Genomic DNA, 22,245 nt, shown 5'->3' with positions numbered 1-22,245 from the left:
ACCGTCCGCATCGCGCGGAACGTTACCGTATCGCGATCAGATGACCACTTCGACGCCCTCACCGGGTGGTCTGCCTGACACCCGTTCGGATTCCAGTGCCTGCTGGAGGATGATCACGGCGGCGACCTGGTCGATCACCGCCCTGCCCTTCTTGGATCCGACGCCGGAGGCGCGCAGTCCCTGGCTCGCCGTGACCGTGGTCATCCGCTCGTCGACCAGCCGCACCGAAACGGGCGCGATACCGCGTGCCAGTTCCTGTGCGAAGCCCCTGACCTTGGCCGCGGCCGGTCCCTCGCCCCCCTTGAGGGAGCGGGGGAGGCCGACGACGACCTCGATCGGCTCGTACTCCTCGACGAGTTGCCGCAGCCGCCGGTGCGCGGCCGGGACGTCCCGGCCGCGCACCGTCTCCACCGGCGTGGCGAGGATCCCGTCGGGGTCGCACGAGGCGACCCCGATCCGGGCGTCCCCCACGTCGACGGCGAGCCGGCGGCCCCGGCGCAGAGCCGGGGCGTCGCCCTGGTTCCCGGTCACTTGGCGGTGTCCGCCACGAGCCGCTCGACGGCCTCGACGGCCTCGCCGACGGCGGCCGGGTTCTGGCCGCCGCCCTGGGCGACGTCCGGCTTGCCGCCACCGCCACCGCCGAGGGTCTTGGCGGCCGTGCGGACCAGTTCACCGGCCTTGAGTCCGCGCTCGCGGGCGGCGTCGTTGGTGGCGATGACCGTCAGCGGCTTGCCGTTGTTCACGGTGAACAGGGCGACGACGACGGCCCGGCCGCCCTGGATGCGGCCACGTACGTCGAGGACCAGCTTGCGCAGGTCGTCCGGCGTGGTGCCGTCGGGGACCTGGCCGGTGACGACGGCGATGCCGCGGACGTCCTTGGCGGACTCGGCGAGACCGGCGGCGGCCTGGAGCACCTTCTCGGCGCGGAACCTCTCGATCTCCTTCTCGGCGTCCTTCAACTTGCCGAGCATGGCGGAGACCTTCTCCGGAAGCTCCTCGGGGCGCCCCTTGATCAACTCCTGGAGCTGGGCGACGACCGTGTGCTCACGGGCGAGGAAGTTGTAGGCGTCCACGCCGACGAGGGCCTCGATACGGCGCACACCGGAGCCGATGGAGGATTCGCCGAGCAGCTTCACCAGGCCCAGCTGGGCGGTGTTGTGCACATGGGTGCCGCCGCACAGCTCCTTGGAGAAGTCGCCGATGGTGACGACGCGCACGCGCTCGCCGTACTTCTCGCCGAACTCGGCGATGGCGCCCTGCTTCCTGGCCTCGTCGATGCCCATGACGTCGGCGCGGACGTCGAGGTCGCGGGCGAGCACCTCGTTGATCTTCTGCTCGACGTCGGTCATCACGGCCGTCGGTACGGCGGACGGGGAGCCGAAGTCGAAGCGGAAGCGGCCGGGCTGGTTCTCGGAACCGGCCTGGGCGGCCGTCGGGCCGAGGGCGTCGCGCAGGGCCTGGTGGGTGAGGTGGGTGGCCGAGTGGGCGCGGGCGATGGCCGTACGGCGGCGGCCGTCGATGGAGGCCTGGGCCTTGGCGCCGACGGTGACCTCGCCGACCTGGACGACGCCCTTGTGGACGTACACGCCCGGGACGGGCTTCTGGCAGTCGCGGATCTCGATGACGGCGCCGGTGTCGACCTTGATGCGGCCGGTGTCGCCGATCTGGCCGCCGCCCTCGGCGTAGAACGGGGTGCGGTCGAGGACGATCTCGACCTCGTCGCCCTCGGTGGCGGCCGGGGAGGAGGCGCCGTCGACGAGGATGCCGACGATCGTGGACTCGCTCTCGGTGTCGGAGTAACCGACGAAGTCGGTGGCACCGGCCTGGTCGGCGATCTCCCGGTAGGCGCCGACGCCGGCGTGGCCGGTCTTCTTGGCCTGGGCGTCGGCCTTGGCGCGCTCCCGCTGTTCCTTCATCAGGCGGCGGAAGCCGTCCTCGTCCACGGAGAGGCCCTGCTCGGCGGCCATCTCCAGGGTGAGGTCGATCGGGAAGCCCCAGGTGTCGTGGAGCAGGAAGGCCTTGTCACCGGCCAGGACCCTGCCACCGGACTGCTTGGTCTCGGTGACGGCGGTGTCGAGGATGTTGGTGCCGGCCTTCAGTGTCTTGAGGAAGGCGTTCTCCTCGGCGAGGGCGACCTTCTCGATGCGCTCGCGGTCGGTGATCAGCTCCGGGTACTGCTGTCCCATCATCTCGATGACGACGTCGATGAGGTCCTTGACGACCGGGCCGGTGGCGCCGAGGAGGCGCATGTTGCGGATGGCGCGGCGCATGATGCGGCGCAGTACGTAGCCGCGGCCCTCGTTGCCGGGGGTGACGCCGTCGCCGATGAGCATCACGGACGTACGCATGTGGTCGGTGACCACGCGCAGGGAGACGTCCGAGGCGTGGGCGTCGCCGTAGGCCACGCCGGTCAGCTCGGTGGCCCTGTTGATGACGGCCATGGAGGTGTCGATCTCGTACATGTTCTGCACGCCCTGCAGAATCATGGCGAGGCGCTCCAGGCCGAGGCCCGTGTCGATGTTCTGGCTCGGCAGGTCCCCGAGGATCTCGAAGTCGTCCTTTCCGGTGCCCTCGCCCCGCTCGTACTGCATGAAGACGAGGTTCCAGATCTCCACGTACCGCTCGTCGTTGACGGCGGGGCCGCCCTCGACGCCGAACTCGGGGCCGCGGTCGTAGTTGATCTCGGAGCAGGGGCCGCAGGGGCCGGGGACGCCCATGGACCAGAAGTTGTCCTTCTTGCCCAGGCGCTGGATGCGTTCGGCGGGTACGCCGACGACATCGCGCCAGATCCGCTCGGCCTCGTCGTCGTCCTGGTAGACGGTGATCCACAGGCGCTCGGGGTCGAGGCCGTAACCGCCCTTGTCCAGGGCGCCGGTGAGCAGCTCCCAGGCGTACTTGACGGCGCCTTCCTTGAAGTAGTCGCCGAAGGAGAAGTTGCCGCACATCTGGAAGAACGTGCCGTGGCGGGTGGTCTTGCCGACTTCTTCGATGTCGGGGGTGCGCACGCACTTCTGCACGCTGGTGGCGCGGTCGAAAGGCGGCTTGACCTCGCCCAGGAAGTAGGGCTTGAAGGGCACCATGCCGGCCGGGACGAGCAGCAGAGTCGGGTCGTCCGCGATGAGCGACGCCGAAGGGACGACGGTGTGCCCGCGCTCCTCGAAGAAGCTCAGCCAGCGGCGGCGGATCTCGGCCGACTCCATCAGTGGTCCTCATTCCGGTTGTACGGGTACGTCGGATACGTCTGGCGCGGCTCGGGTGCCGGGCCCTCGACGTACTTGGTGCTGTTGCGGTTCTCGATGACGGCGTAGCCGCGGGCCGCGGGGAGTTCACGGTCGACGGGGGCGGCGAGGCCGAGCGCGTCGCCGAGTTCGGCCTCGCGCCGGTCCATGTGGTCGCGGACCTCGAGCGCGAAGTCCACCGCCCGGTCCTTGAGCCGGCCGCCGGCCTCGATCGCCTTGTTCGCCGCGGTGACGGCGAGGTGCTCGGGCGTCAGCTGCTTGAGCTTGCGGTTGACCTTGGTGGTGGCCCACACTCCGGCGGCGACGCCGGTGGTGAACCAGAACGTTCGGCGGAACATCGCTGGGTCAGTCCTTCTTTCCCCGGGTCCGCTTCTCCCGCCGCGCGCCCGGTACCGTGCGGCCCACGATCACGTTGCGCCGCGACGGCTTGGCCGGGGCGTCGTCCTTGCGGCCGCTGACGGCTCGGCGTACGCCATAGCCGAAGGCGGCGACCTTGACCAGGGGGCCGCCGAAGGTGGAGGCCACGGTGGTCGACAGCGCGGAGGCGTTGGAGGTGACCTCCTGGACGTCGGAGGCGATCGCGTCGACCCGCTCGATCTGGGTCTGCGCGGACCGCACCGCCGTCGAGGCGTCCGCCAGCAGGGGGACGGCCTGGTCGGTCACGTCCGCCACCAGCCTGGTGGTCGCCCGGAGCGTCTGGGCCAGCCTCGCGAGCGCGACCGCGAGGAAGGAGACCAGGATCGCCCAGAACACGGCCACCAGGATTCCGGCCACCTCGCCACCGGACACTGTGTGCACCCGCTCCCTTGAAACGCGCCTGAACATCGAGAAAGGTCGTGCGCCCGAGCCTATCGCGCCGGTGACGGGACTCCGTACCGGATTACCGTCCACCGCGGGTGGAGTCGTGGGAAGAGACGACGAACCCGCCGCCTCGCCCGCCCACAGGGGGCGGGGAGACGGCGGGTTCGGGATACCGCGCGCCTGCTGGGGTCAGCGGGCGTAGTACTCGACGACGAGCTGCTCGTCGCAGATCACCGGGATCTCCTTGCGGTTCGGCTCACGGTCCAGGCGGAACGCCAGGGACTTGAGGTTCACCTGGAGGTAGCGCGGGATCTCACCGTCGGGGGCGAAGCCGCCTTCACGGGCGATCGTGAAGAGGGTCTTCTCCTTGCTGCGCTCACGCACCTGCACGACGTCGTCCGGGCGGACACGGAAGGAAGGCTTGTCGACCTTCTTGCCGTTGACCTGGATGTGGCCGTGCACGACCATCTGGCGGGCCTGGTAGATCGTGCGGGCGATGCCCGAACGCAGGACCAGAGCGTCGAGGCGGCGCTCAAGCTCGATGACGAGGGCTTCGCCGGTCTTCATCGAGGTCTTGGAGGCACGCTCGTAGGCGCGGACCAGCTGGCGCTCGGAGAGGTCGTACTGCGCACGCAGACGCTGCTTCTCCAGCAGACGGACCTTGTAGTCCGAGTTCTGCTTGCGGCCACGGCCGTGCTCACCCGGCGGGTAGGGGCGGGCCTCGAAGTACTTGACGGCCTTGGGGGTCAGCGCGATGCCGAGGGCACGCGACTTCTTGACCTTGGGGCGGGGCTGGTTCGCCACTTCTTTTCCTTTTCCTTTTCGGCTGCCTCAGGGTTACGGGAGGTCGCATCCGCAGCCGGGGAATTCCCCTCGGGTCCGCGAGGACCCGGTGGGCAGCCGCTCCCTGGTCTGGGCACATACGTGCAGCACACGAACGGCCCACCGACCGGTCCCTGGACTTACGGGGTGGTGGTGGGCTGCCCGCGACACCTACGACGGTGCGCGACGCTCCTGGATCGAAGATCCGGCTGGATGTCCCGCCTGAGGCGCCGACCGGGGCCGGACACGGGACTCAGCACTGCGGAGAGTCTACAGGGTGGTCAGGACCGCTTCCGACCGAGGTGCTTCCTGGTCCACTCCACCGCGTCCGCGTATCTCGCCTCCGCGCCGTGCCGGGTGGGCTCGTAGTACGTACGGTCCTTGAGGGCGTCCGGCGCGTACTGCTGGGCGGCGATGCCCTCGGGCAGGTCGTGCGGGTAGGTGTAGCCCTTGCCGTGTCCCAGCTTGGTCGCGCCCTTGTAGTGGCTGTCCCGCAGATGCGACGGCACGGGTCCGGCCAGTCCCTTGCGTACGTCGTCCAGGGCGGCGCCGATCGCGGTGGTGGCCGCGTTGGACTTGGGGGCCAGTGCGAGGGCGATGGTGGCGTGGCTGAGGGTGAGGGCGGCCTCGGGGAAGCCGATCATGGCGACGGCCTGGGCGGCGGCGACCGCGATGGGCAGCGCGCCCGGGTCGGCGAGGCCGATGTCCTCGCTGGCGGAGATCATCAGGCGGCGGGCGATGAAACGGGGGTCCTCGCCGGCTTCGATCATGCGGGCCAGGTAGTGCAGGGCGGCGTCCACGTCGGAGCCGCGGATGGATTTGATCAGGGCGCTGGCCACGTCGTAGTGCTGGTCGCCGTCGCGGTCGTACTTCACCGCGGCCCGGTCGACCGTCTCCTCCAGCGTGGCCAGGGTGATCGACGCCTCGCCCTTGTCCAGCGCGGCTCCGGCAGCGGCCTCCAGGGCGGTGAGCGCGCGGCGGGCGTCGCCGCCCGCGATCCGCAGGAAGTGGTTCTCGGTGTCCTCGGGGAGCGTGACGGCGCCCTTCAGGCCCCGCTCGTCGGTTAGGGCGCGCTTCAGCAGGTCCCGGACGTCGTCGTCGGTGAGCGGTTCGAGGGTGAGGAGGAGGGAGCGGGAGAGCAGCGGGGAGATGACCGAGAAGTAGGGGTTCTCGGTGGTGGCGGCGATCAGGGTGACCCAGCGGTTCTCCACGGCGGGGAGCAGGGAGTCCTGCTGGGCCTTGCTGAAGCGGTGGATCTCGTCGAGGAAGAGGACGGTCTCCTGGCCGTACCCGCCGGCGGCGCGGCGGGCGCCGTCGATGACGGTACGGACCTCCTTGACGCCCGCGGTGATCGCCGACAGTTCGACGAAGCGCTTGTTGGTGGCCTTGGAGACGACGTAGGCGAGGGTCGTCTTGCCGGTGCCGGGCGGGCCCCAGAGGATCACCGAGGAGGGCCCCGCGGGGCCCGAGGCGCCCTCGCCGACGAGTCTGCGCAGGGGGGATCCCGGCTTCAGCAGGTGTTGCTGGCCCACCACCTCGTCAAGGGTGCGCGGGCGCATCCGGACCGCCAGGGGACTGCCGGTCGGGTCCTTCTCCTGGCGTTCTTCGGCTGCGGCGGTGAACAGGTCGGGCTCCACGCTGAAACCCTAAGCCACCGCACCGACAACGCCCCGCCGGGTGATCAGCTGGTCCAGAACTCCCACCAGCGGGTCAGGATCAGCATGCCGATGATGCCGATGTGCAGGACCGGCATCACCCAGGTGAACTCGCCGAAGAAGCTCTTCAGCCAGCCGGGGGCGGGCAGGAAGCCCTGGCGGATGTTGAACGACGTCACGTACCAGAACATGATGATCGTGGCGACCCAGGCCAGGCAGCACCACAGGCACAGGGCGTTGATCCGGTACAGCGACTGGAACATCAGCCAGGCGCAGAAGACGACGCCGAAGAGCGTGCCCGCGTTCAGGGTGAGCCAGTACCAGCGCGGGAAGCGGGCCCGGGCGAGCAGGCTCATGCCGACACAGACGACGATGCCGTAGGTGACGAGGCCGAGCATCGGGTTGGGGAAGCCGAAGACGGATGCCTGGTCGCTCTCCATGACACTGCCGCAGGAGACGACGGGGTTGAGGCTGCAGCCGGGGACGAACGTCTCGCCCTTGACCTTGGCCTCGAGCAGCTTGAACTTGTCGAGCGTGATCACCCAGGCGGCGAGTACACCGGCGGCACCGGTGATCACCAGGAGCAGGGCGAAGGCCCGGCTCGCGCCTTCCGTGCGCGGCGCGGAGGCGGTGCGCCGCGGCGCGGCCGAGGGTTCGGGCTCCATGTCGACGTCCCTGACTGTCGTCTTGCTCATCACGCCGATTCCGTCACTGGAGAGTGTGGACCTGCTTCGGGCAGGGGCCATTGTGCCGTACGGAGCTGTGGGTCCGCCGCTGTGCGGGCATAAGGACATACCGGGGTTCGCCCGTGGGCGTGGGGTTTCGGCCGATCCCTGAGGGAGGGCCGTACATACGATCCCTTCCGGTTCATCCGGCCGGGTGACGGCGAAGGCGCCGGTGCCCCGCGCGGGGGTCCGGCGCCCTGGTGGGTGCGGGCGGCTCAGCCGAGCCGTGACTCCAGTTCCGCCACGATCTCGTTGACGCCGACCGCCGACTGCTCGCCGGACTCCATGTCCTTGAGCTGGACGACGCCCTCGGCGAGGTCGCGCTCGCCGAGCACCAGCGCGTAGCGGGCGCCCGAGCGGTTGGCTGCCTTCATCGCCGCCTTGAGACCCTTGGCGCCGTACGAGAAGTCCGCGGCCACGCCGTTCTTGCGCAGCTCGGTGACCTTGGCGAACAGCACCCGGCGGGCATCCTCGCCGAGCGGGACGGCGAACACGCTGGTGGTGGTGGGGAGTTCGAGCTCGACGCCCTCCGCCTCCAGGGCCAGCACGGTGCGGTCGACGCCGAGGGCCCAGCCGACGGACGGCAGCGCGGGGCCGCCGATCATCTCGGACAGTCCGTCGTAGCGGCCGCCGCCGCCCACCGCGGACTGGGAGCCGAGGCCGTCGTGGACGAACTCGAAGGTGGTGCGCGTGTAGTAGTCCAGGCCGCGCACCAGCTTGGCGTCGTCCTCGAAGGAGACGCCCGCCGCCGTGATCAGTTCACGGACCTCCTCGTGGTACGCCTTGCAGGCGTCGCAGAGGTAGTCCCGCAGCAGGGGCGCGCCGGTGAGCTGCTTCTGCACCGACTCGCGCTTGTCGTCCAGGACGCGCAGCGGGTTGATCTCGGCGCGGCGCAGCGTGTCCTCGTCCAGGTCGAGTCCGCGCAGGAAGTCCTGGAGCGCGGCCCGGTACACGGGACGGCACTCCTTGTCGCCGAGGCTGTTGAGCAGGATGCGGAAGTTCTGCAGGCCCAGTGAGCGGTACGCCTGGTCGGCGAGGATGATCAGCTCGGCGTCGAGCGCCGGGTCCTCCGCGCCGATCGCCTCGGCGCCCACCTGCGAGAAGTGGCGGTAACGGCCCTTCTGGGGGCGCTCGTAGCGGTAGTACGAGCCGGAGTACCAGAGCTTGACCGGGAGGTTGCCCGCCTTGTGCAGGTTGGCCTCCAGGGCGGCGCGCAGTACGGAGGCGGTGCCTTCGGGGCGCAGGGCGAGCCGGGTGCCGCTCTTGGTCTCGAAGGCGTACATCTCCTTGGAGACGATGTCGGTGGACTCGCCGACACCGCGCGCGAACAGCTCGACGCTCTCGAAGCCGGGCGTCTCGATGTAGCCGTAGCCGGAGCCCCGCAGCGGCGCGGCGATGGCCTCGCGGACGGCGAGGTACTTGGCGCTGTCCGGCGGGATCAGGTCGTAGGTGCCCCTGGGGGCCTTGAAGGTGCTCACGGAAGGTCTCGTCACATTCCTCGTCGGGGAGCCTCGGTGGCGCCGCGTTCCTGGCGGTCTGCCGCCACCTGCCGCAGATACGGGTTGGCGGCGCGCTCCTGGCCGATGGTCGTCTGGGGGCCGTGGCCGGACAGCACCACGGTCGAGTCGTCGAGCGGCAGGCACACGCGTGCCAGCGAGTCGAGCATCTCGGCCATGTCACCGCCGGGCAGGTCGGTGCGTCCGATGGAGCCGGCGAACAGCAGGTCGCCCGAGAAGAAGACGGGCGGGATGTCCGCCGCCTCGGGCAGGCCGAAGGTCACCGACCCCTTGGTATGGCCCGGCGCGTGGGACACGGCCAGTTCCAGACCGGCCAGCCCCAGCGTCGCGCCGTCGGTGAGCTCCTTGACGTCGTCCGGCTCCCCCACCGTCAGCTCGCCCATCAGCGGCATGCCGATGGCGCGTCCGATGCCCTTCTCGGGGTCGCGCATCATGTACCGGTCCTCGGGGTGGATCCAGGCCGGTACACCGTGCGCTCCGCACACCGGGACGACCGAGGCGACATGGTCGATGTGGCCGTGGGTGAGGACGACGGCGACGGGCTTGAGCCGGTGCTTGCGGACCGCCTCCGCGACGCCGTCGGCGGCCTGGTGGCCGGGGTCGATGATCACGCACTCCTCACCGGCGGCGGGGGCGACGAGATAACAGTTCGTCCCCCAGGCCCCGGCGGGGAACCCGGCAATGAGCACGATCGTCCTTCGTTGTGTGGATACGGGAGGCTTGCGGCGGGGCTGCGCCCGTCGTCAGAGCCTACCGGCGCTGCCGATTCCTCAGCGAACCCATATACGGTACGGGGCACACGCAGGCGGTCGGCATCACCGCACGCACGCGTACCGGCCGGTACACGAGACGCATTGAGGAGAGAACCCGGTGGTCAGCCAGGAACAGCGGCGGCGTCAGCTCGCCCGGGAGAAGTTCTTGCGGCAGCAGCAGCGGCGCACTCAGGCGCGGCGGAAGTCGCGGATGCGCAGCTCGGTGATCGCGTCCGTGCTCGGTGTGATCCTCGTGGGCAGCGGCGCGCTGTACGCGACCGGGGCGCTGGAGCAGGACGACGACAAGACCAACGCGAACGCGGAGGTCACGCCGAGCGCCTCCGCGCCGAGCAAGGCGCCGGACCCGTGCGAGAAGCCCGCGGAGGGCAAGGTCAAGTCGGAGACCTGGAAGAAGGAGCCGGCGATGTCCATCGACAAGTCGGCGAAGTACACCCTGACGCTGGACACGACCTGTGGCGCCATCGACGTGGACCTGAAGGCGTCGGCGGCCCCGCACACGGTCAACTCGTTCGACTTCCTCGCGAACAAGGGCTACTTCGACCACAGCAAGTGCCACCGGCTCACCACGAACGGCATCTACGTGCTGCAGTGCGGTGACCCGACGGGCATGGGCACCGGCGGCCCCGGCTACACGATCCCGGACGAGAACCTGAAGGACAAAAGCCTGAAGGACAACATCTACCCGGCGGGCACGGTCGCGATGGCCAACACCGGGCAGAAGGACAGTGGCGGCAGCCAGTTCTTCCTGGTCTACCAGGACAGTCAGCTCCCGCCCAGCTACACACCGTTCGGCACTCTCTCGGACGCCGGCATGAAGGTCCTGCAGAAGATCGCCGAGGCCGGAGAGAGCACCGGAGCCGGCGACGGGGCGCCCAACGCGACGGTCGTGATCGACAAGGCGACCGTCACCGAATCCTGACCCCTCAACTGCGAAATTTCGGTCGCGCGGGATGCGGACAGGCATCCCGTCGGTCGCCTATGTTGGCCGTGACGAAACTGTGGACGATGCCCGGGGGAGCTTCGAGGCCCCCTCGACGGCATCATGTGGAGGAGGCGCTGTGAGCAGCGACCCGTGGGGCCGCGTCGACGAGACGGGGACCGTGTACGTGCGTACGGCCGAGGGCGAGCAGGTCGTCGGTTCCTGGCAGGCCGGCTCCCCCGAGGAGGCTCTGGCCTACTTCGAGCGCAAGTACGAGGGCCTGGTTGTCGAGATCGGCCTCCTCGAGAAGCGAGTGAAGACCACCGACCTGTCGTCCAAGGACGCCCAGACCGCGATCGGGCATCTGCGCGAGCAGGTGGACGCCCATCACGCGGTCGGGGATCTGGACGCGCTCAGGGCCCGGCTGGACAAGCTCGTGGAACTGGTGGACGCGCGCCGTGAGGAGCGCAAGGCTCAGCGGGCCAAGCAGTCCGACGAGGCGCGGCACGCCAAGGAGGCGCTGGTCGTCGAGGCGGAGGGGCTGGCGCAGTCCGACCAGTGGCGGGCCGCCGGTGAGCGGCTGCGGGCGCTGGTGGACACCTGGAAGGGCCTGCCGCGACTGGACCGCAAGTCGGACGACGAGCTGTGGCACCGGTTCTCGCACGCGCGGTCGGCGTTCTCCAAGCGGCGCAAGCAGCACTTCGCGCAGCTGGACGCGCAGCGCGAGGACGCCCGCCAGGCCAAGGAGCGGCTGGTCGCCGAGGCCGAGTCGCTGTCGAACTCGACGGACTGGGGGCAGACGGCCGCCCGTTACCGCGAGCTGATGACGGAGTGGAAGGCCGCCGGCCGCGCCCAGCGCGAGCACGAGGACGATCTGTGGAACCGCTTCCGCGGTGCGCAGGACGTCTTCTTCGCCGCCCGCAGCTCGGTCTTCGCCGAGCGTGACGCGGAGCAGACGGAGAACCTCAAGCTCAAGGAGGAGCTGGCCGGGGAGGCCGAGAAGCTTCTGCCGATCACGGATCTGAAGGCCGCGCGGGCCGCGTTCCGCGGGATCAACGAGCGCTGGGAGGCCATCGGCCATGTGCCGAGGGACGCCCGCCCGAAGGTCGAGGGCCGGATGCACACCGTGGAGCGGGCGCTCCAGGAGGCCGAGGAGTCGGAGTGGCGCCGCACGAACCCGGAGGCACGCGCGCGTGCCGCGGGTCTGACGGGTCAGCTCCAGGCCGCCGTGGACAAGCTGAAGGGCCAGATCGAGCAGGCCAGGGCGCAGGGCAACTCCGCCAAGGCGGACAAGCTCGAGCGGGAGCTGGAGGGCCGCCAGGCGCTGCTGGACCAGGCGCTGAAGGGTCTGCACGAGTTCGGCGGCTGAGCCCGCGCCAGGCACACGGAAGAGAAGAGGGGCCCCGTACTTCGCGTACGGGGCCCTCTTCCGTGTTCCCACGTGCGGTTGCGGGGTTCCTATGTGCGGTTGCGGGCCGAGGTGACGCGGTAGACGTCGTAGACGCCCTCCACGCCGCGTACGGCCTTCAGGACATGGCCGAGGTGCTTGGGGTCGCCCATCTCGAAGGTGAAGCGGGAGGTGGCGACACGGTCGCGCGAGGTCTGGACGGCCGCGGACAGGATGTTGACGTGCTGGTCGGACAGGACCCGGGTGACGTCCGACAGCAGCCGGGACCGGTCCAGGGCCTCGACCTGGATGGCGACCAGGAACACCGAGGACTGGGTGGGGGCCCACTCGACGTCGAGGATCCGCTCGGGCTCCCGGGACAGCGAGTCGACGTTGACGCAGTCGCTGCGGTGCACCGATACGCCGCTGCCGCGGGTCACGAATCCGATGATCGGGTCGCCGGGTACCGGCGTACAGCAGCGGGCCAGCTTCACCCAGACGTCCTCGACGCCCTTGACGACGACACCGGGGTCGGCACTGGAGCGGCGTTTACGGCTGCGGGCCGGCGGGACCGACTCGTCGATCTCCTCGGTGGCCGCCTCCTCGCCGCCGAGGGCCTGGACGAGCTTCTGCACGATGTTCTGCGCGGAGACATGGCCTTCGCCGATCGCCGCGTACAGCGCGGAGATGTCCGAGTAGCGCATCTCGTGCGCCAGCGTGACCAGGGAGTCGCCGGTGAGGATGCGCTGGATCGGCAGGTTCTGCTTGCGCATCGCGCGGACGATGGAGTCCTTGCCCTGCTCGATCGCCTCGTCGCGGCGCTCCTTGGAGAACCAGGCACGGATCTTGTTGCGGGCGCGCGGCGACTTCACGAAGCCGAGCCAGTCGCGGGAGGGGCCCGCGCCGGCCGCCTTGGAGGTGAAGACCTCGACCAGGTCGCCGTTGTCGAGGGTCGATTCGAGCGGGACGAGACGGCCGTTGACCCGCGCCCCGATGGTGCGGTGGCCGACCTCGGTGTGGACCGCGTAGGCGAAGTCCACCGGGGTGGCACCGGCGGGGAGCGCTATGACGTCGCCCTTGGGGGTGAAGACGAAGACCTCGTTGCGGGACAGGTCGAAGCGCAGGGACTCCAGGAACTCGCCCGGGTCCTCGGTCTCCTTCTGCCAGTCGAGGAGCTGGCGCAGCCACGCCATGTCGTTGATGGCGGCGTTGTCCTTGCCGGCCTTGCCGGCAGGTCCTTTCGGGACGTCGGTGCGGACCTTTGAGGCCCCCGCGACGGCCTCCTGCTTGTACTTCCAGTGCGCGGCGATGCCGTACTCCGCGCGGCGGTGCATGTCGAAGGTGCGGATCTGCAGTTCGACGGGCTTGCCGCCGGGGCCGATGACCGTCGTGTGCAGCGACTGGTACATGTTGAACTTGGGCATCGCGATGTAGTCCTTGAACCGGCCGGGGACCGGGTTCCATCGCGCGTGCACCGTGCCGAGGGCCGCGTAGCAGTCGCGGACGGTGTCCACGAGGACGCGGATGCCCACCAGGTCGTAGATCTCCGCGAAGTCACGGCCGCGGACGATCATCTTCTGGTAGACGCTGTAGTAGTGCTTGGGGCGGCCGGTGACGGTGGCCTTGATCCGGGCGGCGCGCAGGTCCTGCTGCACCTCGTCGGTGACGATGGCGAGGTACTCGTCGCGCTTGGGGGCGCGCTCGGCGACGAGGCGGACGATCTCGTCGTACATCTTGGGGTAGAGGATCGCGAAGGCGAGGTCCTCCAGCTCCCATTTGATGGTGTTCATGCCCAGGCGGTGGGCGAGCGGCGCGTAGATCTCCAGGGTCTCGCGCGCCTTCTTCTCCTGCTTCTCGCGCTTGAGGTAGCGCATGGTGCGCATGTTGTGCAGGCGGTCGGCGAGCTTGATGACCAGGACGCGGGGGTCCTTCGCCATGGCGACGACCATCTTGCGTACGGTCTCGGCCTGCGCGGCCTCGCCGAACTTGACCTTGTCCAGCTTGGTGACGCCGTCGACGAGGAGCGTGACGACGTCGCCGAAGTCGCGGCGCAGGTCCTCCAGTCCGTACTCGGTGTCCTCGACGGTGTCGTGGAGCAGGCCGGCCATCAGCGTCGCCGGGTCCATGCCCAGCTCGGCGAGGATGGTGGTCACGGCGAGCGGGTGCGTGATGTACGGGTCGCCGCTCTTGCGCTTCTGACCGCGGTGCCAGCGCTCGGCGACCTGGTAGGCGCGCTCGATCTGGCGGAGCGTGGCGTTCTCGATCTTGGGGTCGTTGCCGCGGACGATCCGCAGCAGCGGCTCGAGGACCGGGTTGTACGGGTTGGCACGCTGGACGCCGAGACGGGCGAGGCGGGCGCGGACGCGGTTGGAGGAGCCGGAGCGGGGCTGGCCGGTGTTGGGGCGGGCCAGCGACGCGGAACGCTCGGTCGGGGCCGGCTTGGGGCGCGGCTGCTCGGGCTTGTCCACCGGCGCGGACTGGGCGTGCTGGACCGGCCCGCGCGAGTCGTTCTTCGCGTGGGGCGCGCTCGGCGCGGGCTTCGCCGCGGCCGCCGAGGCGGACTCGGGCTTGGCGGCGGTCAGGTGCTGGGCCTCGTCTGGCAAGAGGACTCCTCGTGCGCGATCCGGGTCCCCCGGTCAGGCTCCGGAGCCCCCATGGTAGCGAGCCCGCGCCTTCAGATGCCCTGCGGGCGGATGTGATCCCCCTCCACTCCCGCAACACCTTGGCCACCCCCCGCATTCCCCGGCCCTCCCCCGGGCCCCCCTCCTGCCGGACATCACCGCAGGCCGGCGCCCACACCGGGCCACCGCCCAACCCCCCTGGGCGGGCGCGACGGCACCCCGTGAGCGCCCGGCCGCGCAACCCGCACCCGACGGAGCTCGTACGCGTCTCCTCGGGCAGGAACCAGGGGGCCCGCCCGCGTGGACATGCCGCGCGGGCGGGCCCGGAGGAATCCGGACCCGCCCGCGCGGTGGTGTGCGTCGGCGACGCGGTCAGACGATGAGCAGCGCCTCCAGCGGCGCACCGCCCAGAACCGGTTCCAGCCGGGCCCGCCCGCCGAGGAAGCCGAGCTCCATCAGGACGGCCAGGCCCGCGACCTCGGCCCCCGCCCTGCGGATGAGCTGGACCGACGCCTCGGCGGTACCGCCGGTGGCGAGGACGTCGTCGACCACCAGAACACGGTCGGCGGTGCTCAGATCCTCCGCGTGCACCTCGATCTCGGCGGAGCCGTACTCCAGGTCGTACGCCTGGCTGAGGGTCGCTCCGGGGAGCTTGCCCGCCTTGCGTACGGGGATGAAGCCGAGCCCCGCGCGGATCGCGACCGGGGCGCCGAGGATGAACCCACGGGCCTCCAGACCGACGATCTTCGTGGCGCCGGTGGCGCGGGCGATGTCGGCCAGGGCGTCACTGAGCGCGGTGAACGCCGCGGGGTCCGCCAGGAGCGGGGTGATGTCCTTGAACATCACGCCCGGCTCCGGGTAGTCCGCCACGTCCCGGATACGGCTGAGGAGCAGGTCCCGGATCTCGGTCATCGGCGCTTCCCGGAGGGACGGCCCCGCCCGCGGGTACGGGACGCCGCCTGGGCGCGCGGGCCGACGACCGCGGGGGCGGCGTCCTCGGCCTCGTCGTCGTAGTCCCCGTCGGTGACCGCGGCGTCCTGCGTCTCGCCCGTGGCCCCGCCCTGGGCGCGCTTGGCGAGGACGCGCTTCTTCAGCGACTTCATCGACGGCTCGAGCTCCTTGAGGTCCGCGACGAGCGGCGTGGCGATGAAGATCGAGGAGTACGCACCGGCGGCGAGGCCGACGAACAGCGACAGCGAGATGTCGTTCAGCATTCCGGCGCCGAGGACACCGCCGCCGATGAACAGCAGACCGCCGACCGGCAGCAGCGCGACCACCGTCGTGTTGATGGAGCGGACCAGGGTGCTGTTGATCGAACGGTTCGCGATCTCGCTGTACGTCCAGCGGGTCTGCTTGGTGATGTCCCTGGTCTGTTCCTTGAGGCTGTCGAAGACGACCACCGTGTCGTACAGCGAGTAGCCGAGGATGGTGAGCAGACCGATCACCGTGCCCGGCGTCACCTCGAACCCGACGAGGGCGTAGATGCCGACGGTGATGGTGATGTCGTGGATCAGGGCGACGAACGCGGCGACGGCCATGCGCCACTCGAACGCGATCGCCAGATAGATCACGACGAGGAACATGAAGATGCCGAGGCCCTGCCAGGCCTTGTTGGCGATCTGTTCACCCCAGCTGGGGCCGACCAGTTCGGCGTTGATCCGCTCGCCGTCGACCTTGAGGTCCTTGGCGAGCTGGTCCTTGATGCCGTCCGAGGTCTTGGTGTCGATACCCGCGACCTGGATGCGCATGCTGCCGTCGCCGAGCTGCTGGACGATCGCGTCGTGGCCGGACGCGTCCTCCGCGTAGCCCTCGGCCGTGGCGACGGAGACGGTCATGTTCTTCGGGGTGGTGAAGACCGCGCCGCCCTGGAACTCGATGCCCATGTGCAGCCCGCGCACCGCCAGGCCGACGATGGCCGTGATGGTGATCAGGATGGAGATGCCGTACCAGATCTTGCGGTTCTTGATGAAGTCGTAGCCGACCTCACCGTGATGCAGTCGGGCCCCGAGGGTGCCGAGTTTCGACATGTCTCACGCCTCCTTCGTCTGCGTGGGGGCGGAGGTACGGCGGGTACGGCGCAGGGGCGGTTTCGCGCCCAGTGCCTTCGGGTCGAGACCGGACCACTTGTGGCCGCTGGCGAAGAACTTCCGGCGGGCCATCAGCGTCAGCAGCGGCTTGGTGAAGAGGAACACCACGACGACGTCGAGGACGGTGGTCAGCCCCAGCGTGAACGCGAAGCCCTGGACCTTTCCGACGGTGACCACGAAGAGGACCGCGGCGGCGAGGAACGACACGAAGTCGGAGACCAGGATGGTGCGCCGGGCGCGCGGCCAGGCACGCTCCACGGAGGGGCGCAGGGTGCGGCCCTCGCGGATCTCGTCCCGGACCCGTTCGAAGAACACGATGAACGAGTCCGCCGTGATGCCGATCGCGACGATGGCACCGCACACGGCCGGCAGGTTCAGCGCGAAGCCGATGGCCGGGCCGAGCAGCGACATGATCACGTAGGTGAGGGCCGCGGAGACCAGCAGGGAGGCGATGGCGATGAAGGACAGGCCGCGGTAGTAGAGCAGCAGGTAGATGACGACCAGGGCGAGGCCGATGGCACCGGCGATCAGACCGGCCTTCAGCTGCTCGCCGCCGAGCGCGGCGGTGACCGTGGTGACACTGTCCTCGCGGAAGGTCAGCGGCAGGGCGCCGTACGACAGCATGTTCGCCAGTTCCTCGGACGACTGCTGATTGAAGTTGCCGGAGATCTCGGCGCTGCCGCCGGTCAGGGCCTGGCTGACGTAGGGGTCGGAGACGACCTCGTTGTCCAGGACGATGGCGAACTGGTTCTGCGGGGACTGGTTCTGGGCCAGCTTGCCGGTGATGTCGGCGAACTTCTTGGAACCCTTGTCGCTGAAGTCCATCGTGACGGTCCAGCCGGCGCCGGACTGGGTGTTCAGGACGGCGTCGGCCTTGTCGACCTCGGTGCCGTCGACCGCGGCGGGGCCGAGGAGGTACTTCTGCCACTGGCCCTGGGAGTTCTGGCCGCAGGCGACCGTGGAGTCGGTGGACTTGGAGCCGTCACCGGCCTTGGCGCGGACGCTCTCCTTGGTGCAGTCGAGCGCGGCGTACTGGGCCTGGAGCTTGCTGTCCGCGTCGCCGGAGGTGCCGCCGGTCGCGGAGGGGCTGGCCTCGTCCCCGGTCGTGCCGCTCGGGGAGGCGGAGGGCGTCTCGTCGGCCTTCAGGGCGTCGGTGACGGCACGGCCCTGGGTGGTGGCGCTCGCCGACGGGGAGGAGCCGTCGGTCGCCTTCTCCGTGGACTTGTCCGTGGCCTTGTCGGTCGCCTTGTCCTGGCCGGTGTCCTGCTCCGAGCCGTCGCCGGTCGCGCTGGGCGTCGGGGCGGCGCCGCCGCCGGCGAGTTCGGTGGCGAGGACGGGACGGAAGTACAGCTTGGCGGTGGTGCCGACCTGTTCCCGGGCCTGCTTGGAGTTCGTGCCCTTGGGAATGTTGACGATGATGTTGCGGGTGCCCTGCGTCTGGACCTCGGCCTCGGAGACACCGAGGCCGTTGACCCGGCGCTCCATGATGGAGACCGCCGTGTCCATGTTGGTCTTGTTGATCGCGGACTCCTGGCCGGCCTCGGGGACCGCTGCCAGCGTGATGCTCGTACCGCCGGCCAGGTCGATACCGAGACGCGGAGTCTTGTGACCGGAGACGAACATCGCTCCGGTGAGCGCCACGATGGCGATAAGGATCAGAGCGAGCGAGCGCCACGGCTTACTTGTGGCGCTCGCGTTCCGTCCCTTTTTGACTGCTGCCACCTTCTCGTACTCCCTCTCGGGCCGCCTCGCGCCGGATCACCGGGCGGGCCGCCATGACGTGGTGTCGGGACCTCGTGCGAGTCGGGCGTGTCCCGGGGCGCGCGGGCGGTACCCGCGCGCCCCGGGACACGACTACTTCGCCTCGGAGTCGCCGTCGGACTTCTTCGGCTGCGCGTCCGCCTTCGCCTCGTCGGCGGGTTCGGCGTCGGCCGGCTCGTCGGCCGCGTCCTTCTTGCCGAGGTCGACAGGCGTGTCGTCGGATGCGGCGGCAGCGTCGGAGGAGTCGTCGGTCTCGGTGAGGGAGGAGGCGTCGTCGGGGACGATGTCGGCGTCGGACTTCAGGTCGTGTTCGATGCCGTGGACGATCCGGTTGTACTCCTCGTCGGTCAGGACGGCACCGATCGAGTTCTTGGCGAACAGCAGGTCCACGCCCGGGCCGGCGTCGAGGAGGACCGTGTCCTCACTGACCTCCTTGACCGTGGCGTACATGCCCCCGATGGTGCGGACGCCGGAACCGGGCTGCATCTGGTTCCGCATGTCGATGGCCTGCTGCTGCTTCTTCTTGGCCGACCGGGTCATCAGGAACATGGCCCCGATGAGCACAATGAACGGGAGGAGGGTCAGGAGACTCACGGGACGGAACTTCCTTCACACGACCGCGCTGGTGAACGGCCTGATCGTTGGGGGTATGTGGTGCCGCCGACAAGGGTGGCATCGGCGGAGTCTAAGCGAGTCCGCGCGCAGGGAACAACGCTCAGCATGGCACCGGGGTTCCTGCCCTGACCATCCTCCTCGCCGTCACGCCCCGAACAGGTCCCCTTGTCCGTTTCCGGAGGTTCCCGGGCGGGGCGGCGTGAGGCCGAGATGTGCCCATGCGGCAGGAGTGGCGACCCGCCCGCGCGGCGTGCGGGCGAGCAGCCCCTCCCGTACGAGGAAGGGTTCGGCCACCTCTTCCACGGTCTCACGTTCCTCACCGACCGCGACGGCGAGCGTGGAGAGGCCGACGGGTCCGCCGCCGAAGAGCTTGAGCAGGGCCTCGAGGACGGCCCGGTCCAGCCGGTCCAGGCCCCGGGAGTCGACCTCGTAGACGGCTAGGGCGGCCCCGGCGATGTCCTGGTTGATCACTCCGTCGGCCTTGACCTGCGCGTAGTCCCGGACGCGGCGCAGCAGCCGGTTGGCGATTCGGGGTGTGCCGCGGGAGCGGCCCGCGATCTCCGCGGCGCCGTTGGCGTCGATCTCCACGTCGAGGAGACTCGCGGAGCGGTGGACGACCCGCTCCAGCTCGGTGGGTTCGTAGAACTCCATGTGCGCGGTGAAACCGAAGCGGTCGCGCAGCGGGGGCGGCAGCAGGCCCGCTCGGGTGGTGGCGCCGACCAGGGTGAACGGGGGCAGTTCGAGCGGGATGGCGGTGGCGCCGGGGCCCTTGCCGACGATCACGTCGACGCGGAAGTCCTCCATCGCCATGTAGAGCATCTCCTCGGCGGGCCGGGACATGCGGTGGATCTCGTCGAGGAAGAGGACCTCGCCCTCCTGGAGGGAGGAGAGGATCGCCGCGAGGTCGCCGGCGTGCTGGATGGCGGGGCCCGAGGTGATGCGGATGGGGGCTTCCATCTCGGCGGCGATGATCATGGAGAGGGTGGTCTTGCCGAGTCCGGGGGCTCCCGAGAGCAGCACATGGTCGGCGGTGGCGCCGCGCGCGCGGGCGGCGCGCAGCACGAGGTCGAGCTGCTCGCGGACCTTCTCCTGGCCGATGAACTCGCCCAGGTCCTTCGGGCGCAGCGCGGCCTCGACGGCCTGGTCCTCGCGGTCGGCGACAGGGCCCACCAGCCGCTCGCCGTCGGCGTCGGTGGTGTCGTCCCAGTTCATGCGTGTGGCCTCAGTTCTCCGTACGGGCTATCGGGCGCGGTTCAGCGTCTGCAGGGCCGCCTTCAGCAGTTGCCCCACCTGCGGGGTGCCGCCGGCGGCCTCCGCCTGGGGGGCCACGGCGGAGACGGCCTCGTCGGCCTCGCGGGTCGCGTACCCGAGGCCGATCAGGGCGGCGTGCAGCTGCTCGCGCCAGCCGGTGCCGGCCGGGGTGCCGACGGCGGGGGCGCCGAGCGGCTCGCCGAGGCGGTCCTTCAGCTCGAGGAGCAGTTTCTGGGCACCCTTCCTTCCGATGCCGGGGACGGCGGTCAGCGCCTTCTCGTCGCCGGTGGAGACGGCTCTGCGCAGGGCGTCGGGGGTGTGCACGGCGAGCATCGCCTGGGCCAGCCGGGGGCCGACCCCGCTGGCGGTCTGCAGCAGCACGAAGACCTGCCGCTCGTCGTCGTCGGCGAAGCCGTACAGGGTCAGCGAGTCCTCGCGGACCACGAGGGAGGTGGCGAGCTTCGCGGGCTGTCCGACTCGGAGTGCGGAGAGCGTGTTCGGAGTGCACTGGACGGCCATGCCGACCCCGCCGACCTCGACCACCGCGGTGTCGGGAGCGAGGGCGGCGACCGTGCCGCTGACGAAGGCGATCATGCCGTACGGCCTTTCCATTCCTGCGGGGCCCGGGGGGCGCGGGAGGTCTTCGATGCGTGCAGGGCGGCGGCCCGCTGCAGCCGGTTCTGCGCGGGGGCGCGCCAGATGTGGCAGATGGCGAGCGCGAGGGCGTCGGCGGCGTCGGCGGGCTTCGGCGGCGCGGCCAGCCGCAGCAGGCGCGTGACCATGGCGCCGACCTGGGCCTTGTCGGCGCGTCCTGAGCCGGTGACGGCCGCCTTGACCTCGCTGGGCGTGTGCAGGGCGACGGGGATGCCGCGGCGGGAGGCGCACAGGATGGCTACGGCGCTGGCCTGCGCGGTGCCCATCACCGTACGGACGTTGTGCTGGCTGAAGACGCGCTCCACGGCGACGAACTCGGGCCGGTGCTCGTCCAGCCACTGTTCGAGACCCTGCTCGACGGCGACCAGGCGGTGGCCGAGATCGGCGTCGGCCGGCGTACGGACGACGCCCACGCCGAGCATCGTGAGCGGCCGGCCCGCGACACCCTCCACGACTCCGACCCCGCAGCGGGTCAGCCCCGGGTCCACCCCCAGTACGCGCACGCCCCTGCCCTCTTCCCTCGATCACCTGTTTGCGCAGGCTATCGGGTGCCACTGACATTGATCCCGGTACAGAGCGACGGGCCGACGGGGTGTGTCCCGCCGGCCCGCTGAGGAGTGGACGCGTTACGCGTCGACCTTCTCCATGATCTCGTCGCTCACGTCGAAGTTGGCGAAGACGTTCTGCACGTCGTCGCTGTCCTCCAGGGCGTCGATGAGCTTGAAGATCTTCTTGGCGCCCTCCTCGTCCAGCTCGACCTGCATGGTCGGGACGAAGTTGGCCTCGGCGGAGTCGTAGTCGATCCCGGCCTCCTGCAGCGCGGTGCGCACCGCGACGAGGTCGGTGGCCTCGCTGAGCACCTCGAAGTTCTCGCCGAGGTCGTTGACCTCCTCGGCACCCGCGTCCAGGACGGCGGTGAGGACGTCGTCCTCGCTCAGCTCGCCCTTGGGCACGATCACCACGCCCTTGCGGTTGAACAGGTACGACACCGATCCGGGGTCGGCCATGGAGCCGCCGTTGCGGGTCATCGCGACACGGACGTCCGAGGCGGCACGGTTGCGGTTGTCGGTGAGGCACTCGATGAGCACCGCGACACCGTTCGGACCGTAGCCCTCGTACATGATCGTCTCGTAGTCGGCGCCACCGGCCTCCAGGCCGCCGCCGCGCTTGACCGCGGAGTCGATGTTCTTGTTCGGGACCGACTGCTTCTTCGCCTTCTGGATGGCGTCGTACAGCGTCGGGTTGCCCTCGATGTCGACGCCGCCCATGCGCGCCGCGACCTCGATGTTCTTGATCAGCTTCGCGAAGAGCTTGCCGCGCTTGGCATCGATCACGGCCTTCTTGTGCTTCGTCGTAGCCCATTTAGAGTGGCCGGACATCTGCCTGTCTCCTTCGCGTAACCCATCTCCTGAAACGAA

20 protein-coding genes are annotated in these 22,245 nt (G+C 70.0%); 2 read left to right on the top strand and 18 right to left on the bottom strand.

Going from position 1 to position 22,245, the window contains the following annotated elements; translation table 11 throughout:
* Positions 1 to 36 precede the first annotated feature (36 nt).
* The 9 genes from ruvX to ACGFR9_RS16370 form a co-directional block, all read right to left on the bottom strand.
* Positions 37 to 531 carry a Holliday junction resolvase RuvX gene (ruvX, locus tag ACGFR9_RS16410; RefSeq protein WP_393208272.1) on the bottom strand — a complete coding sequence of 165 codons (495 nt, stop codon included), beginning with the start codon at positions 529 to 531 and terminating at the stop codon, positions 37 to 39.
* Positions 528 to 3,200, bottom strand: a complete 2,673-nt coding sequence (gene alaS / locus ACGFR9_RS16405; protein WP_393208269.1) for an alanine--tRNA ligase — start codon at positions 3,198 to 3,200, stop codon at positions 528 to 530. The genes ruvX and alaS overlap by 4 nt, the downstream gene beginning before the upstream one ends.
* On the bottom strand, positions 3,200 to 3,577 hold the full coding sequence (locus ACGFR9_RS16400) for a hypothetical protein (RefSeq protein WP_393208266.1): 378 nt from the start codon (positions 3,575 to 3,577) through the stop codon (positions 3,200 to 3,202). The genes alaS and ACGFR9_RS16400 overlap by 1 nt, the downstream gene beginning before the upstream one ends.
* A 7-nt stretch (positions 3,578 to 3,584) precedes the next feature.
* Entirely contained in the window at positions 3,585 to 4,028 is a 444-nt protein-coding gene (locus tag ACGFR9_RS16395) for a DUF948 domain-containing protein (protein ID WP_393208570.1), read from the bottom strand.
* Between the two features lie 201 nt (positions 4,029 to 4,229).
* Positions 4,230 to 4,844 carry a 30S ribosomal protein S4 gene (rpsD, locus tag ACGFR9_RS16390; RefSeq protein ID WP_311645396.1) on the bottom strand — a complete coding sequence of 205 codons (615 nt, stop codon included), beginning with the start codon at positions 4,842 to 4,844 and terminating at the stop codon, positions 4,230 to 4,232.
* A gap of 299 nt (positions 4,845 to 5,143) precedes the next feature.
* Positions 5,144 to 6,499 (bottom strand): replication-associated recombination protein A, encoded by a 1,356-nt coding sequence (locus ACGFR9_RS16385; protein WP_393208262.1) that lies wholly within the window; start codon positions 6,497 to 6,499, stop codon positions 5,144 to 5,146.
* A 44-nt stretch (positions 6,500 to 6,543) separates the two neighbouring features.
* Positions 6,544 to 7,212, bottom strand: a complete 669-nt coding sequence (locus ACGFR9_RS16380; RefSeq protein ID WP_311645392.1) for a vitamin K epoxide reductase family protein — start codon at positions 7,210 to 7,212, stop codon at positions 6,544 to 6,546.
* A 245-nt stretch (positions 7,213 to 7,457) separates the two neighbouring features.
* Positions 7,458 to 8,720 carry a histidine--tRNA ligase gene (gene hisS / locus ACGFR9_RS16375; protein WP_393208259.1) on the bottom strand — a complete coding sequence of 421 codons (1,263 nt, stop codon included), beginning with the start codon at positions 8,718 to 8,720 and terminating at the stop codon, positions 7,458 to 7,460.
* Between the two features lie 11 nt (positions 8,721 to 8,731).
* Entirely contained in the window at positions 8,732 to 9,448 is a 717-nt protein-coding gene (locus tag ACGFR9_RS16370; RefSeq protein WP_393208256.1) for an MBL fold metallo-hydrolase, read from the bottom strand.
* Between the two features lie 181 nt (positions 9,449 to 9,629).
* Here ACGFR9_RS16370 and ACGFR9_RS16365 point away from each other — a divergent pair, with 181 nt between their 5' ends.
* Together ACGFR9_RS16365 and ACGFR9_RS16360 are read left to right on the top strand one after the other, a co-directional pair.
* Positions 9,630 to 10,451, top strand: a complete 822-nt coding sequence (locus ACGFR9_RS16365) for a peptidylprolyl isomerase (RefSeq protein WP_393208253.1) — start codon at positions 9,630 to 9,632, stop codon at positions 10,449 to 10,451.
* 139 nt (positions 10,452 to 10,590) lie between these two features.
* Positions 10,591 to 11,820, top strand: coding sequence for a DUF349 domain-containing protein (locus ACGFR9_RS16360; protein WP_393208250.1), 1,230 nt, complete (start codon positions 10,591 to 10,593; stop codon positions 11,818 to 11,820).
* An 89-nt stretch (positions 11,821 to 11,909) separates the two neighbouring features.
* Here ACGFR9_RS16360 and relA read toward each other — a convergent pair whose 3' ends face one another.
* The 9 genes from relA to ACGFR9_RS16315 all read right to left on the bottom strand — a co-directional run bounded on the left by relA (position 11,910) and on the right by ACGFR9_RS16315 (position 22,206).
* Positions 11,910 to 14,441 carry a GTP pyrophosphokinase gene (relA, locus tag ACGFR9_RS16355; RefSeq protein WP_393208247.1) on the bottom strand — a complete coding sequence of 844 codons (2,532 nt, stop codon included), beginning with the start codon at positions 14,439 to 14,441 and terminating at the stop codon, positions 11,910 to 11,912.
* Positions 14,442 to 14,831: 390 nt separating this feature from the next.
* Complete coding sequence (locus tag ACGFR9_RS16350) at positions 14,832 to 15,371, bottom strand: adenine phosphoribosyltransferase (RefSeq protein ID WP_030221672.1); 540 nt, start codon at positions 15,369 to 15,371, stop codon at positions 14,832 to 14,834.
* Entirely contained in the window at positions 15,368 to 16,486 is a 1,119-nt protein-coding gene (gene secF / locus ACGFR9_RS16345; protein ID WP_393208243.1) for a protein translocase subunit SecF, read from the bottom strand. Before secF ends, ACGFR9_RS16350 begins: the two co-directional genes overlap by 4 nt.
* 3 nt (positions 16,487 to 16,489) lie before the next feature.
* A complete protein-coding gene (secD, locus tag ACGFR9_RS16340) occupies positions 16,490 to 18,268 on the bottom strand; it encodes a protein translocase subunit SecD (RefSeq protein ID WP_311645379.1) in 1,779 nt (592 codons plus the stop codon).
* A 132-nt stretch (positions 18,269 to 18,400) separates the two neighbouring features.
* Positions 18,401 to 18,901 (bottom strand): preprotein translocase subunit YajC, encoded by a 501-nt coding sequence (yajC, locus tag ACGFR9_RS16335; protein ID WP_393208240.1) that lies wholly within the window; start codon positions 18,899 to 18,901, stop codon positions 18,401 to 18,403.
* A gap of 165 nt (positions 18,902 to 19,066) precedes the next feature.
* A complete protein-coding gene (gene ruvB, locus ACGFR9_RS16330) occupies positions 19,067 to 20,134 on the bottom strand; it encodes a Holliday junction branch migration DNA helicase RuvB (RefSeq protein ID WP_393208237.1) in 1,068 nt (355 codons plus the stop codon).
* 27 nt (positions 20,135 to 20,161) lie between these two features.
* Positions 20,162 to 20,767 carry a Holliday junction branch migration protein RuvA gene (ruvA, locus tag ACGFR9_RS16325; protein WP_393208234.1) on the bottom strand — a complete coding sequence of 202 codons (606 nt, stop codon included), beginning with the start codon at positions 20,765 to 20,767 and terminating at the stop codon, positions 20,162 to 20,164.
* Positions 20,764 to 21,330: a crossover junction endodeoxyribonuclease RuvC gene (gene ruvC, locus ACGFR9_RS16320; RefSeq protein WP_393208231.1), complete on the bottom strand. Its 567-nt coding sequence runs from the start codon at positions 21,328 to 21,330 to the stop codon at positions 20,764 to 20,766. Before ruvC ends, ruvA begins: the two co-directional genes overlap by 4 nt.
* A 123-nt stretch (positions 21,331 to 21,453) precedes the next feature.
* Positions 21,454 to 22,206: a YebC/PmpR family DNA-binding transcriptional regulator gene (locus ACGFR9_RS16315; protein WP_393208228.1), complete on the bottom strand. Its 753-nt coding sequence runs from the start codon at positions 22,204 to 22,206 to the stop codon at positions 21,454 to 21,456.
* Between the last annotated feature and the right edge of the window lie 39 nt (positions 22,207 to 22,245).

This window comes from Streptomyces sp. NPDC048584 (assembly GCF_043199595.1).
Classification (GTDB): Bacteria; Actinomycetota; Actinomycetes; order Streptomycetales; family Streptomycetaceae; genus Streptomyces; species Streptomyces edwardsiae.
Note: the sequence above shows the minus strand (reverse complement) of the source record. Positions and strands in the feature narration are given on the sequence as shown.